We start from the raw sequence: 13131 nt of genomic DNA, 5'->3' as shown, positions 1-13131 counted from the left end.
GCATCGACGTCGACCAGTATCGTTATGGGTTTGAGACCCTGATCGACTCCGAGAAGGCCCCGAAGGGGCTGTCGGAAGAGATCGTAAAATTCATCTCACAGAAGAAGAACGAGCCCGCCTGGATGCTGCAATGGCGGCTGGAGGCCTATCGGCGCTGGCTGACCATGCAGGAGCCGACCTGGGCCCGCGTCGACTATCCCAGGATTGACTTCCAGGACCTTTATTACTACGCGGCGCCGAAGCCGAAGAAGACGGTCTCGTCATTGGATGAGATCGATCCGGAGATCCTCAAGACCTACGAGAAACTCGGCATCCCCTTGCGGGAGGTCGCCATGCTCGAAGGCGTCGAGCCCAAGCCCGGCGAGGAGGACCCCGCGCGCCGCAAGATCGCGGTCGATGCCGTCTTCGATTCGGTCTCGGTTGCGACGACGTTCAAGGCCGAGCTGAAGAAGGCCGGCGTGATCTTCATGCCGATCTCGGAAGCGATCCGCGAGCACCCTGAACTGGTGCAGAAATATCTGGGCTCGGTGGTTCCGACCTCGGACAATTTCTATGCCACGCTGAACTCGGCGGTGTTCTCCGACGGCTCGTTCGTCTACGTGCCGCCCGGTGTGCGCTGCCCGATGGAACTGTCGACCTATTTCCGCATCAACGAGCGCAACACCGGCCAGTTCGAGCGCACGCTGATCATCGCGGACAAAGGCTCCTACGTCTCCTATCTCGAGGGCTGCACCGCCCCGCAGCGCGACGAGAACCAGCTGCACGCGGCCGTGGTCGAGCTCGTCGCGCATGACGATGCCGAGATCAAATACTCGACGGTGCAGAACTGGTACCCGGGCAATTCGGAAGGAAAGGGCGGCATCTACAATTTCGTCACCAAGCGTGGCGACTGCCGCGGCCCCAACTCCAAGATCTCCTGGACCCAGGTCGAGACGGGCTCTGCGATCACCTGGAAGTATCCGAGCTGCATTCTGCGCGGTGACAATTCCCGTGGCGAGTTCTACTCGATCGCGATCTCGAACGGGTATCAGCAGGTCGATAGCGGCACCAAGATGATTCATCTCGGCAAGAACACATCGAGCCGGATCATCTCCAAGGGCATCGCCGCCGGCAAGTCGCAGAACACGTATCGTGGTCTTGTTACGGCCCATCGCAAGGCGACCGGCGCCCGCAACTTCACCGCCTGCGATTCGCTGCTGATCGGCGACAAATGCGGCGCGCACACCGTGCCCTACATCGAGGCCAAGAACTCCTCGGCAACGTTCGAGCACGAAGCGACGACCTCGAAGATCTCCGAGGACGTGCTGTTCTACTGCATCCAGCGCGGGCTCAGCCAGGAAGAAGCGGTCGGCCTTATCGTCAACGGCTTCGTCAAGGACGTGCTGCAGCAGCTGCCGATGGAGTTCGCGGTGGAAGCGCAGAAGCTGATCTCGATCTCGCTCGAAGGGAGCGTCGGATGACCAACAGGCAAGGAGAAGTGTGATGACGGCGCTGCTGGAAATCCGCGGGCTCAAGGCCGAGATCGACGGCCGCCAGATTCTCAACGGGCTCGACCTCTCCGTGAACAAGGGCGAGATCCATGCGATCATGGGTCCGAACGGCGCCGGTAAGTCGACGCTGTCCTATGTGCTCTCGGGCAAGCCGGGCTACGAGATCACCGGTGGTGAAGTGTTCTTCAACGGCGAGGATCTTCTTGCCATGGGTTCCGACGAGCGCGCCGCCAAGGGGCTGTTCCTGGCCTTTCAGTACCCGCTCGAAATCCCCGGCGTTGCCACGCTCACCTTCCTGCGGACCGCGCTCAATGCCCAGCGCAAGAAGCGCGGCGAAGAGGAGCTGTCCTCGCCCGACGTGGTGAAGCGGGTGCGCGAACTCGCCAAACAGCTGAGTATCGACCCCGAGATGCTGAAGCGGCCGCTCAATGTCGGCTTCTCCGGCGGCGAGAAGAAGCGAAACGAGACGCTCCAGATGGCGCTGTTGGAACCGAAACTGTGCGTGCTGGACGAGACGGATTCGGGCCTCGACATCGATGCGCTGCGCATCGTCGCCGACGGCGTCAACCGCCTGCGCGCAGCGGATCGCGGCATGATCGTGATCACCCACTATCAGCGGCTGCTAGACTATATCGTACCCGACGTCGTGCATGTGCTGGCGGCAGGACGCATCGTCAAGACCGGCGGCAAGGAGCTCGCGCTGGAGCTGGAAGCGACGGGCTACGCGCAATATCAGAGCGAGGCCGCGTGATCCCATGAATGCCGAGATCCGTCCCGCCAGCACCGCCGCCGAGATCGGACTCGCCGATCTGTTCGCTTCCGTGCGCGAGAGCCTGCCCGGGGGCCGCGACACAGGTGTGATCCGGAGCGATGCTTTCGATCGCTTCGCAGCGCACGGCCTGCCGCATTCCCGGATCGAGGCCTGGAAATATACCGACCTTCGGCGCCTGGTGCGCGATGCCAAGCCGCTGGCGCAGAGACCCGATGCACATGCCAGGAGCCTCGGCCGCGAGGCGGGCGCGGTCTTCGCCGGTGTCGGCCTCCGGCGCCTCGTGATCGTCGATGGGGCCTTCGCGCCGGAGCTCTCCGATCTTGCCGGTCTCGAGACGGGCGTCGTCATCCGCGCGACGATCGAAGCTCTCGGGGCGGGCGAACTGCCTCTTCCGCTCGACATGGCCGGATCCGATCCGGCCGCTGAGCTCAACACCGCGTTCGCTGCCGACGGCGTCTTGATCGCGGTCGCCCCCGGTGTCGTCGTGGAGCGGCCGATCCATCTCGTCTTCGTAACCACGGGCGGCGCTCCCGCCGCAACGTTCACGCGGTCGCGCGTGGAGGTCGGCAGCGGTGCGGTCCTCACGCTGGTCGAGACGTACGAGGGTCCGGATCAGTCGGACTATCAGGTCAATGCGGCCCTGCAGGTGGACGTCGCGGACGGAGCCTGTCTAGACCGCGTCAAGATCACGGGTGAAGGCGCAGCTGCGCTGCACATCGCCACGCTGGAGGCCTCGATCGGGGCGAGCGCGACCTACCGCGATTTTGGTTTGACCACGGGCGGTGCCGTGGTGCGCAACCAGTTGTTCCTGAAGCTGGCGGGCGAGGGGGCCATTGCCAATGTGCACCAGGCGAGCCTGTTGTCTGGCCGTCAGCACGCCGATACGACGCTCGTTGCCGAACATGCTGCCGTCGGCTCGCAGAGCCGGGAGGTCTTCAAGGCCGTCGTCGACGAGGAGGCGCGAGCCGTGTTCCAGGGCAAGATCACGGTGCAACCGGGGGCGCAGCAGACCGACGCCAGGATGATGGCGCGCGCACTGCTCCTGTCGGATGAAGCCGTGGCCAATTGCAAGCCGGAGCTCGAAATCTTCGCCGACGACGTTCAGTGCGGACACGGCACCACGACAGGCGCGCTGGATGACAAGCTGAAATTCTATCTGATGGCGCGCGGCATACCCGCGAAGGAGGCCGAGGCGCTGCTGATCCAGGCCTTCGTGGGCGAGGTGATCGACGCCGTCGCGCGCGAGGATCTGCGCGATGCGCTGTCGCGGACGATGCTCGCCTGGCTCAAGGGACGGGAATGACGCCATGCACGCCGCGGTGAGCAACGGAAGCTATGACGTCGCCCGCGTCCGTCAGGATTTCCCCATCCTGTCGATGCAGGTGCACGGAAAGCAGCTGGTCTATCTCGACAATGCCGCCTCGGCTCAGAAGCCGAAGATGGTGCTCGATCGGCTGACAGAAGCCTATACCAGCGAATACGCCAACGTGCATCGCGGCCTGCATTACCTCGCCAATGCCGCCACGGAGGCCTATGAGGGTGCACGCGACAAGATCGCTCGCTTTCTGAATGCGGAACGGCGCGAGGAGATCATCTTCACCCGTGGCGCCACGGAGGCCATCAATCTCGTGGCGCAGACGTTCGGCCGCGAGCGGATTGGCGAGGGCGACGAGATCGTCCTCTCGATCATGGAGCATCACGCCAACATCGTGCCGTGGCACTTCCTGCGGGAGCGGCAGGGCGCCGTGATCAGATGGGCGCCGGTCGACGACGACGGCAACTTCCTGCTTGACGAGTTTGAGAAGCTGTTGAATGCGAAGACCAAGCTGGTCGCAATCACTCAGATGTCGAACGTGCTCGGCTCTGTGGCTCCGGTCAAGGAAATCGTGCGGCTGGCGCATGCGCGCGGGATACCCGTCCTGGTCGACGGCTCGCAAGGCGCGGTCCACATGGACATCGACGTCCGGGATATCGATTGCGACTTCTACGTCATCACCGGGCACAAGCTGTATGGGCCGACCGGCATCGGCGCACTCTACGGCAAGTACGAGCATCTCGCGACCATGCCGCCGTTCAACGGCGGCGGCGAGATGATCCGCGAAGTCTCGCGCGACACCGTCACCTATGGCGAGCCGCCACACCGCTTCGAGGCCGGCACGCCGCCGATCGTGCAGGCGATCGGATTCGGGGCTGCCATCGACTACGTCGAATCGATCGGCAAGGAGCGGATTCGCAGGCACGAGAGCGGCTTGCTGGCGTATGCCCAGGAACGACTGCGTGGAATCAACTCGCTGCGGCTCATCGGGACGGCTGCCGACAAAGGGCCGGTCGTGTCGTTCGAGATGAAGAACGCCCACGCCCACGATTATGCGACCGTCATCGATCGCGCCGGCGTAGCGGTGCGGGCGGGAACCCATTGCGCGATGCCGCTGCTCGAGCGTTTCGGCGTCACCGCGACTTGCCGGGCCTCGTTCGCTCTCTACAACACCATGAACGAGGTCGACGCGCTGGCCGAGGCGCTGGTCAAGGCCCAGGAGATGTTCTCATGAGCGGTCAAACGGCTGCGAAGCCACGGCCCGTTGCCCGCATCGTCTGCGATGCCCACAGGCGCCGGGCGGTGCGGAACATAGAGCGGCGATTCACCGGAGAGTTTTCGCCTGGCGAGCCGGTTCGCGCCGCAGCCCTGATCAGGAATGACGGCATGTATCCGCACAAGGACATTGGCGAGCCGTTGGTGCATCCGGGCGATGCCGGCATCGTGCGCGAGAGCTGGCGCTTTCTCGGCGAGCTGTACTACACGGTCGAGTTCACGGCCCGGTCGGTCTTCGTCATCATGCGTGGCCGCGAAATGATGCGGATGGGCACGGCGTTCGACCTCGCCTGACCGCCCCGGCTTCAAATGGTCTCAGCCAGTGCGGCCGTTGCATCGGCACGGGTCCGCGCCACCATCGACCGGAAGCCATTGGAGCGCTGCGGTGTCAGGTGCTCGCCGAGCCCGAGCCGCTCGAACAGCGCGATGGGATCCTCGCGCGAAATCTCCGCGGCCGGCCGCCCCGACAAGAGCGCAATCAGGATTGCGACCAGGCCGCGGACAATGTGAGCATCGCTGTCGCCCGCAAAGGTGAGGAACGGCCGCCCGTCCCGGTGCGCGACCGTCGTCGCGAGCCAGACCTGGCTGGCGCAGCCCTGCACCTTGTTGGCGTCCGTTCGCAGGTCGTCAGGATAGGGCGTCAGCTTGCGGCCGAGCTCGATGACGTAGCGATAGCGGTCGTCCCACTCGTCGAGGAGCGAGAAGTTCTCGATGATATCGTCGATCGGCGTTGGCGGAGATCTCGTCTCAAGCTGCATGTGCGCCTCGATGCGTTGGCGAGGTGCGTCAAGCAAGCTCGATACCGCGACGCGGATCGATGCTTCTGTGCAGGGAAATGCTTATTCGGCGTCCTTCGCCGACGGATGCATTGTTTTGTTTCGAACAGCCCTCGGTGCACGCACATGTCGACATGATGCGATGTCGGGTTTGCAACAATCGGGAGGCTCGCCGCTATCTGTCTAAAATCGCTCTAATTTTTGTCCCCGGCAAGCGCTGGCACACTCGTTGCAAAAGTCCTTGTGCAAGGCGACCTCGCGGAAACAGATCGCGAGAGCGGCGCGCCGGTTCAGGCGTCCAATCGTTCACACAGGGATAACCGAGGGATATTCGTATGAGCCTAGCAACCACAGAGAGCGTTGCCGAGATCAAGGCCCGCAACAAGCAACTGATCGACGAGGTCTTGAAGGTCTATCCGGAGAAGACCGCCAAGCGCCGCGCCAAGCATCTCAACGTGCACGAGGCCGGCAAGTCCGATTGCGGCGTCAAGTCGAACCTGAAGTCCATTCCCGGCGTGATGACCATTCGCGGCTGCGCCTATGCCGGTTCCAAGGGCGTGGTGTGGGGTCCGATCAAGGACATGATCCACATCAGCCACGGCCCGGTCGGCTGCGGCCAGTATTCCTGGGCGGCCCGGCGCAACTACTACATCGGCACGACCGGCATCGACACCTTCGTCACGATGCAGTTCACGTCCGACTTCCAGGAGAAGGACATCGTGTTCGGCGGCGACAAGAAGCTCGCCAAGATCATCGACGAGATCCAGGAGCTGTTCCCGCTCAACCACGGCATCACCATCCAGTCGGAATGCCCGATCGGCCTGATCGGTGACGACATCGAGGCGGTGTCGAAGGTGAAGTCCAAGGAGTATGACGGCAAGACCATCGTTCCGGTGCGCTGCGAGGGCTTCCGCGGCGTCTCGCAATCGCTCGGTCATCACATCGCCAACGACGCGGTGCGCGACTGGATCTTCGACAAGATCTCGCCGGAGGCCAAGCCGGCGTTCGAAGCGACGCCCTACGACGTCGCCATCATCGGCGACTACAACATCGGCGGCGACGCCTGGTCCTCGCGCATCCTGCTCGAGGAGATGGGCCTGCGCGTGATCGCGCAATGGTCAGGTGACGGCAGCCTCGCCGAGCTCGAAGCGACGCCCAAGGCGAAGCTCAACGTCCTGCATTGCTACCGCTCGATGAACTACATCTCCCGCCACATGGAAGAGAAGTTCGGTATTCCCTGGTGCGAGTACAATTTCTTCGGTCCCTCCAAGATCGCGGAATCGCTGCGCAAGATCGCCAGCTTCTTCGACGACAAGATCAAGGAAGGCGCCGAGCGCGTCATTGCCAAGTACCAGCCGCTGATGGACGCGGTGATCGCAAAGTACCGCCCGCGCCTCGAAGGCAAGACGGTGATGCTGTTCGTCGGCGGCTTGCGTCCCCGCCACGTCATCGGCGCCTACGAGGACCTCGGCATGGAGGTGGTCGGCACCGGTTACGAGTTCGGCCACAACGACGACTACCAGCGCACCGCCCAGCATTACGTCAAGGACGGCACGCTGATCTATGACGACGTCACCGGTTACGAGTTCGAGCGCTTCGTCGAGAAGATCCAGCCCGATCTCGTCGGTTCCGGCATCAAGGAGAAGTACGTCTTCCAGAAGATGGGCGTGCCGTTCCGGCAGATGCACTCCTGGGACTATTCCGGTCCCTATCACGGCTATGACGGCTTCGCGATCTTCGCCCGCGACATGGACATGGCGATCAACTCCCCGATCTGGAAGAAGACCAAGGCACCCTGGAAGGATGCCCCGCGGCCGAGCCTGATGGCGGCGGAATGACGGTAAGCGCCGGCTCCTCCCGTTCAGGGAGGAGCCGGGACAGGCGATCGAACACGAATCCAACTAAGGTGCCAAGATGACACAGAATGCCGAACACGTGCTCGATCACTTCGAGCTGTTCCGAGGTCCGGAATACCAGCAGATGCTGGCCAACAAGAAAGCGCTGTTCGAGAACCCGCATGATCCGGCGGAAGTCGAGCGCATCCGCGAATGGGCCAAGACGCCCGAATATCGCGAGAAGAACTTCGCTCGCGAAGCCTTGACCGTCAATCCCGCCAAGGCCTGCCAGCCGCTCGGCGCGGTGTTCGTGGCGGTCGGCTTCGAGGGCACGCTGCCCTTCGTGCACGGCTCGCAGGGCTGCGTCGCCTACTACCGCAGCCACCTGTCTCGCCACTTCAAGGAGCCGAGCTCCTGCGTCTCCTCCTCGATGACGGAGGATGCGGCGGTGTTCGGCGGCCTCAACAACATGATCGACGGCCTCGCCAACACCTACAACATGTACAAGCCGAAGATGATCGCCGTCTCGACCACCTGCATGGCGGAGGTGATTGGCGACGACCTCAACGCCTTCATCAAGACGGCGAAGGAGAAGGGCTCGGTTCCGGCCGAATACGACGTGCCCTTCGCCCATACGCCGGCCTTTGTCGGCAGCCACGTCACTGGCTACGACAATGCTCTCAAGGGCATTCTGGAGCACTTCTGGGACGGCAAGGCCGGCACCGCGCCGAAGCTCGAGCGCAAGGAGAACGACAAGATCAACTTCATCGGCGGCTTCGACGGCTACACCGTCGGTAACATCCGCGAGATCAAGCGTATCTTTGAGCTGATGGGGATCGAGTACACGATCCTGGCCGACAACAGCGACGTGTTCGATACCCCGACCGACGGCGAGTTCCGCATGTATGACGGCGGCACCACGCTGGAGGACGCCGCCAACGCGATTCATGCCAAGGCGACCATCTCGATGCAGCAATACTGCACCGAGAAGACCCTGCCCTTCATCCAGGGACATGGACACGAGGTTGCGGCCTTCAACCACCCGGTTGGCGTCAGCGCCACCGACGACTTCCTGATGACGCTGTCGCGCATCAGCGGCAAGCCGATCGCGAAGACTCTGGAGCAGGAGCGCGGCCGCCTGGTCGATGCGATGGCTGATTCCAGCGCGCATATCCACGGCAAGAAGTTCGCGATCTACGGCGATCCGGACCTCTGCTACGGCCTGGCGGCTTTCCTGCTCGAGCTCGGCGCCGAGCCGACCCATGTGCTCGCCACCAACGGCAACAAGGCCTGGGCCGAGAAGATGGAAGGGCTGTTCGCGAGCTCGCCGTTCGGCAAGAACTGTCATGCCTATCCAGGCAAGGATCTCTGGCACATGCGCTCGCTGCTGTTCACAGAGCCGGTCGACTTCCTGATCGGCAACACCTACGGCAAATATCTGGAGCGCGACACCGGCACGCCGCTGATCCGCATCGGCTTTCCGGTGTTCGATCGCCACCATCATCACCGTTATCCGGTGTGGGGTTATCAGGGCGGCATGAACGTCTTGGTCAAGATCCTCGACAAGATCTTCGACGAGATCGACAAGAACACCAACGTGCCTGCCAAGACCGACTACAGCTTCGACATCATCCGTTGATGTCGACGAGACCTGCCGCCGCCTCGCCGGGCGGCGGCAGACGACCTGTCTAGCCAATGTGATCGAGACTGCGGGGCGAGATGCTCGCGCAGCGGGTCAGGGAATAGGAGAGTCGCATGAGCTCGATGTCGGCCACCATCCAGGTCGTCTTCAACGAGCCGGGTTGCGGCAAGAACGCCAACAAGACGGAGGCCGAACGCAAGAAGGGCTGCACCAAGCAGTTGCAGCCGGGTGGGGCGGCCGGCGGCTGCGCCTTCGACGGCGCAAAGATCGCGCTGCAGCCGTTCACCGACGTCGCGCATCTGGTCCACGGCCCGATCGCCTGCGAGGGCAATTCCTGGGACAATCGCGGCAGCGCGTCATCCGGCTCCGATCTCTGGCGGCGCAGCTTCACCACGGACATGAACGAGACCGACATCGTGTTTGGCGGCGAGAAGCGGCTCTACAAGGCGATCAAGGAGGTCATCGAGAAGTACGATCCGCCGGCGATCTTCGTCTACCAGACCTGCGTTCCCGCCATGATCGGCGACGACATCAACGCGGTCTGCAAGGCGGCGGCCACGAAATTCGGCAAGCCGGTCATCCCCGTCAATTCGCCCGGCTTCGTCGGCCCGAAGAATCTCGGCAACAAGCTGGCCGGCGAGGCGCTGCTCGAGCACGTCATCGGCACCGAGGAGCCCGACTACACCACGCCCTACGACATCAACATCATCGGCGAGTACAACCTGTCAGGCGAATTCTGGCAGATCAAGCCGCTGCTGGACGAGCTCGGCATTCGGATCCTCTCCTGCATCTCCGGTGACGGAAAATACCGCGAGCTGGCCTACTCGCATCGGGCCAAGGCCGCCATGATGGTGTGCTCCAAGGCGATGATCAACGTCGCCCGCAAGATGGAGGAGCGCTACGGCATTCCCTACTTCGAGGGCTCGTTCTACGGGATCCAGGATTCCAGCGATTCCCTGCGCGAGATCGCGCGGCTGCTGATCGAGCGCGGCGCGCCGGCGGAGCTGATGGACCGCACCGAAGCGGTGATCGCGCGGGAGGAAGCCAAGGCCTGGGCCGCGATCGAGCGCTTCAAGCCGCGCTTCAAGGACAAGAAGGTGCTGCTGATCACCGGTGGGGTGAAGTCGTGGTCCGTGGTGGCGGCACTCCAGGAGGCGGGCCTTGAGATCGTCGGCACCTCCGTGAAGAAGTCCACCAAGGAGGACAAGGAGCGGATCAAGGAGCTGATGGGGCAGGACGCCCACATGATCGAGGACATGACGCCGCGCGAAATGTACAAGATGCTGAAGGACGCGCGCGCCGACATCATGCTCTCCGGCGGCAAGTCGCAGTTCGTCGCGCTGAAGGCGGCGATGCCCTGGCTCGACATCAACCAGGAGCGCAGCCACGCCTATATGGGCTATATCGGCATGGTCACGCTGATGGAGCAGATCGAGAAGGCGCTCTACAATCCGATGTGGGCGCAGCTCCGCAAGCCGGCGCCATGGGACGAAGCTGGCGTCAACTGGCAGACGAAAGCGATGGCGCAGATGGATGCGCAGGCCGCAGAGATTGCGGCCGATCCGGTCCGCGCCGAGGAGGCCCGGCGCGCCAAGAAGATCTGCCACTGCAAGACGGTCGATCTCGGCACGATCGAGGATGCGATCGCCGCCCACGGCCTCTCCACCGTCGACGGAGTCAAGGAACATACCAACGCCTCGGGCGGCTGCGGCGCCTGCAAGGGACGGATCGAGGACATCCTCGCCGTACAGCCGACGCCAATCCTCCAGGCAGCGGAGTAGGGCGCCCGGATGGCCATCGTCACCACCTCGAAGAAGGCCTGCTCGGTCAATCCGCTCAAGATGAGCCAGCCGATCGGCGGCTCCTTTGCCTTCATGGGCCTGCGCGGGGCGATGCCGCTGCTGCACGGCTCGCAGGGCTGCACCTCGTTCGGGCTTACGCTGTTCGTGCGGCATTTCAAGGAAGCCGTGCCGATGCAGACCACCGCGATGAGCGAGGTCGCCACCGTGCTCGGCGGCTATGAGAACGTCGAGCAGGCCATTCTCAACATCTACAATCGAACCAAGCCGGAGATCATCGGCATCAATTCGACCGGCGTCACCGAGACCAAGGGAGACGACGTCGAGGGTTTCATCCGCCTGATCCGGCAGAAGCATCCGCAACTCGAGAAATTCCCGCTGGTGTATGTCGCGACGCCCGATTTCAAGGACGCCTTCCAGGACGGCTGGGAAAAGACCGTCGCGCGCATGGTCGAGGTGCTGGTCGATCCGGTCGAGGCCGGGGCTGCGCGCGATGCGGCGCGCGTGAACGTCCTGCCGGGCTGCCATCTCACGCCCGGCGATCTCGACGAGCTGCGCACCATCATCGAGGATTTCGGCCTCAAGCCGTCCTTCCTGCCGGACCTTGCCGGCTCGCTCGATGGTCATATCCCCGACGAATTCACGCCCACCACGATTGGCGGCATAGGGGTCGACGAGATCGCGACCATGGGGCAGGCGGGCTGGACCATCGCGGTCGGTGCGCAGATGAGGCGCGCGGCGGAAGCCATGCAGCAGAAGGCGGGGGTGCCGTTCCGCCTGTTCGAGCGGCTTTGCGGCCTTGCCCCAAACGACGAGTTCATCGCGTTCCTCAGTGAGATCAGCGGAAGACCGGTGCCGGCGAAATACCGCCGGCAGCGCGGCCAGCTGGCGGACGCGATGCTGGACACGCATTTCCACATCGGCGGACGCAGGCTCGCGATCGGCGCTGAGCCGGACCTGCTGTTCGATCTCTCCAGCATGCTGCACGAGATGGGTGCCGAAGTCGCGGTCGCGGTGACCACCACGGTCTCGCCGGTGCTCGAGCGCATCAGGACCCAGGAGGTCCTGATCGGCGATCTCGAGGATCTGGAAGAGCGCGCCAAGGCGCACGACTGTGATCTTCTCATCACGCATTCGCACGGCCGGCAGGCGGCCTCGCGCCTGAAGATTCCGTTCTACCGTGCAGGCTTCCCGATGTTCGACCGGCTCGGCGCCGGCCATCAGCTCTCGGTCGGTTACCGCGGCACGCGCGATCTGATCTTCGATCTCGCCAATCTCGTCATCGCCGACCGCGAGACCAACCACCAGCCGACGCCCGAGACCTGGCGGAGCACGGACAGTGGCCTCCAGGTCGTCCCGCCGCAACTGCATTGACGCAAGAAGAGGGACCAGACCGATGAAAGTCGCCTTTGCCACCCAGGACCTCAAGCGCGTCGATGCGCATTTCGGCTGGGCCAAGAACATCGCCATCTACGACGTCAATCCGGACGGCCATCGCTTCGTCGAGGCCATTCAGTTCGACGGCGACCTCAAGGAGGACGGCAACGAGGACAAACTGGCGCCGAAGATCGAGGCAATCAAGGATTGCGTGATCCTCTATGTCGCCGCGATCGGCGGCTCGGGCGCGGCCCGGGTCGTCGCCAACAACATCCATCCGATGAAGGTGACTCAGCCCGAGGCCATCGACGACCTCTGCGTCAAGCTCGAAGACGTGCTGAAAGGCTCGCCGCCGCCCTGGCTGCGCAAGGTGCTCGCCAAGGGACAGGATCGCAGCTTTGATTTCGAAGACTGAAGGAAACACTCATGTCAGAGGCGGCTGAACTGGTTCAACCCGACACCGCGGCCGAGGCGCCGTTCGTCAAGGAGCTCGTCAAGATCTGGCGGGCCCAGGACACCCATGGCGCCTGGGAGGGCAAGAAGGACCTCGATCTGCTCGAGCCCTATATCCTCGACAAGGAGAAGCGCCGTGCGCTGCCGATCGTCGGCGATCCCGATCCGGACACGATCTGGCGCATGGAGCTGTTCTTCAACGCCGTCTCGCTCTTGATCGAGAAGGAAACCGGCGTGATGATCTCGCCGATGCTCAAGATGCACCATGAAGGCTTCGGTCGCCTGGTCCTGATCGGCGGGCGGCTTATCGTCGTCAACAAGCAACTGCGCGACGTGCACCGCTTTGGTTTCGACAATCTCGCCAAGCTTGCGGCCGAGGGCGACAAGTACGTCGCAG

Annotated in this window: 12 protein-coding genes; 11 read left to right on the top strand and 1 reads right to left on the bottom strand. The window is 63.4% G+C overall.

The genetic code is table 11. From position 1 onward, the window contains the following. Positions 1–2: 2 nt before the first annotated feature. From sufB to JHD07_RS17875, 5 genes are read left to right on the top strand one after another with little or no spacing between them, the layout of a single operon-like run. Positions 3–1460, top strand: coding sequence for a Fe-S cluster assembly protein SufB (sufB, locus tag JHD07_RS17895; protein WP_291624485.1), 1458 nt, complete (start codon positions 3–5; stop codon positions 1458–1460). A 22-nt stretch (positions 1461–1482) separates the two neighbouring features. After that, the gene (sufC, locus tag JHD07_RS17890; protein WP_291624484.1) at positions 1483–2241 is read left to right on the top strand and encodes a Fe-S cluster assembly ATPase SufC; all 759 of its coding nucleotides are present in this window, start codon (positions 1483–1485) and stop codon (positions 2239–2241) included. Between the two features lie 4 nt (positions 2242–2245). Next, complete coding sequence (sufD, locus tag JHD07_RS17885) at positions 2246–3565, top strand: Fe-S cluster assembly protein SufD (protein WP_291624483.1); 1320 nt, start codon at positions 2246–2248, stop codon at positions 3563–3565. Positions 3566–3569: 4 nt separating this feature from the next. Beyond that, a complete protein-coding gene (locus tag JHD07_RS17880; RefSeq protein WP_291624482.1) occupies positions 3570–4811 on the top strand; it encodes a cysteine desulfurase in 1242 nt (413 codons plus the stop codon). Beyond that, complete coding sequence (locus tag JHD07_RS17875; protein WP_291624481.1) at positions 4808–5146, top strand: nitrogen fixation protein NifZ; 339 nt, start codon at positions 4808–4810, stop codon at positions 5144–5146. Before JHD07_RS17880 ends, JHD07_RS17875 begins: the two co-directional genes overlap by 4 nt. A gap of 11 nt (positions 5147–5157) precedes the next feature. Here the strand turns inward: JHD07_RS17875 and JHD07_RS17870 are convergent, their stop codons facing one another. Beyond that, on the bottom strand, positions 5158–5610 hold the full coding sequence (locus JHD07_RS17870) for a SufE family protein (protein WP_291624480.1): 453 nt from the start codon (positions 5608–5610) through the stop codon (positions 5158–5160). A 353-nt stretch (positions 5611–5963) separates the two neighbouring features. On the opposite strand from JHD07_RS17870, the gene nifD reads away from it, so the two are divergent. The 6 genes from nifD to JHD07_RS17840 all read left to right on the top strand — a co-directional run. Next, entirely contained in the window at positions 5964–7466 is a 1503-nt protein-coding gene (nifD, locus tag JHD07_RS17865) for a nitrogenase molybdenum-iron protein alpha chain (RefSeq protein WP_291624479.1), read from the top strand. Positions 7467–7542: 76 nt separating this feature from the next. Then, positions 7543–9102, top strand: coding sequence for a nitrogenase molybdenum-iron protein subunit beta (gene nifK, locus JHD07_RS17860; RefSeq protein WP_291624478.1), 1560 nt, complete (start codon positions 7543–7545; stop codon positions 9100–9102). Positions 9103–9218: 116 nt separating this feature from the next. Next, complete coding sequence (nifE, locus tag JHD07_RS17855; protein ID WP_291624477.1) at positions 9219–10886, top strand: nitrogenase iron-molybdenum cofactor biosynthesis protein NifE; 1668 nt, start codon at positions 9219–9221, stop codon at positions 10884–10886. Between the two features lie 9 nt (positions 10887–10895). Then, complete coding sequence (gene nifN / locus JHD07_RS17850) at positions 10896–12278, top strand: nitrogenase iron-molybdenum cofactor biosynthesis protein NifN (protein WP_291624476.1); 1383 nt, start codon at positions 10896–10898, stop codon at positions 12276–12278. 22 nt (positions 12279–12300) lie between these two features. Then, positions 12301–12696 (top strand): nitrogen fixation protein NifX, encoded by a 396-nt coding sequence (gene nifX, locus JHD07_RS17845; RefSeq protein ID WP_291624475.1) that lies wholly within the window; start codon positions 12301–12303, stop codon positions 12694–12696. A gap of 11 nt (positions 12697–12707) precedes the next feature. Continuing rightward, positions 12708–13131, top strand: a 424-nt coding sequence (locus JHD07_RS17840; RefSeq protein WP_291624474.1) for a NifX-associated nitrogen fixation protein, incomplete at its 3' end; no start/stop codon positions are given.

The sequence above is a fragment of the Bradyrhizobium sp. genome (assembly GCF_016462955.1).
In the GTDB taxonomy this organism is placed as follows: Bacteria; Pseudomonadota; Alphaproteobacteria; order Rhizobiales; family Xanthobacteraceae; genus Bradyrhizobium.
Note: the sequence above shows the minus strand (reverse complement) of the source record. Positions and strands in the feature narration are given on the sequence as shown.

Excerpts from the sequence above, each read along its gene's own strand:
- sufD (WP_291624483.1), top strand. The coding sequence starts at position 2,246 with ATGAATGCCGAGATCCGTCCCGCCAGCACCGCCGCCGAGATCGGACTC.
- nifX (WP_291624475.1), top strand. The coding sequence starts at position 12,301 with ATGAAAGTCGCCTTTGCCACCCAGGACCTCAAGCGCGTCGATGCGCAT.
- nifN (WP_291624476.1), top strand. The coding sequence starts at position 10,896 with ATGGCCATCGTCACCACCTCGAAGAAGGCCTGCTCGGTCAATCCGCTC.
- nifE (WP_291624477.1), top strand. The coding sequence starts at position 9,219 with ATGAGCTCGATGTCGGCCACCATCCAGGTCGTCTTCAACGAGCCGGGT.
- nifD (WP_291624479.1), top strand. The coding sequence starts at position 5,964 with ATGAGCCTAGCAACCACAGAGAGCGTTGCCGAGATCAAGGCCCGCAAC.
- JHD07_RS17880 (WP_291624482.1), top strand. The coding sequence starts at position 3,570 with ATGCACGCCGCGGTGAGCAACGGAAGCTATGACGTCGCCCGCGTCCGT.
- JHD07_RS17875 (WP_291624481.1), top strand. The coding sequence starts at position 4,808 with ATGAGCGGTCAAACGGCTGCGAAGCCACGGCCCGTTGCCCGCATCGTC.
- JHD07_RS17870 (WP_291624480.1), bottom strand. The coding sequence starts at position 5,610 with ATGCAGCTTGAGACGAGATCTCCGCCAACGCCGATCGACGATATCATC.
- sufC (WP_291624484.1), top strand. The coding sequence starts at position 1,483 with ATGACGGCGCTGCTGGAAATCCGCGGGCTCAAGGCCGAGATCGACGGC.
- nifK (WP_291624478.1), top strand. The coding sequence starts at position 7,543 with ATGACACAGAATGCCGAACACGTGCTCGATCACTTCGAGCTGTTCCGA.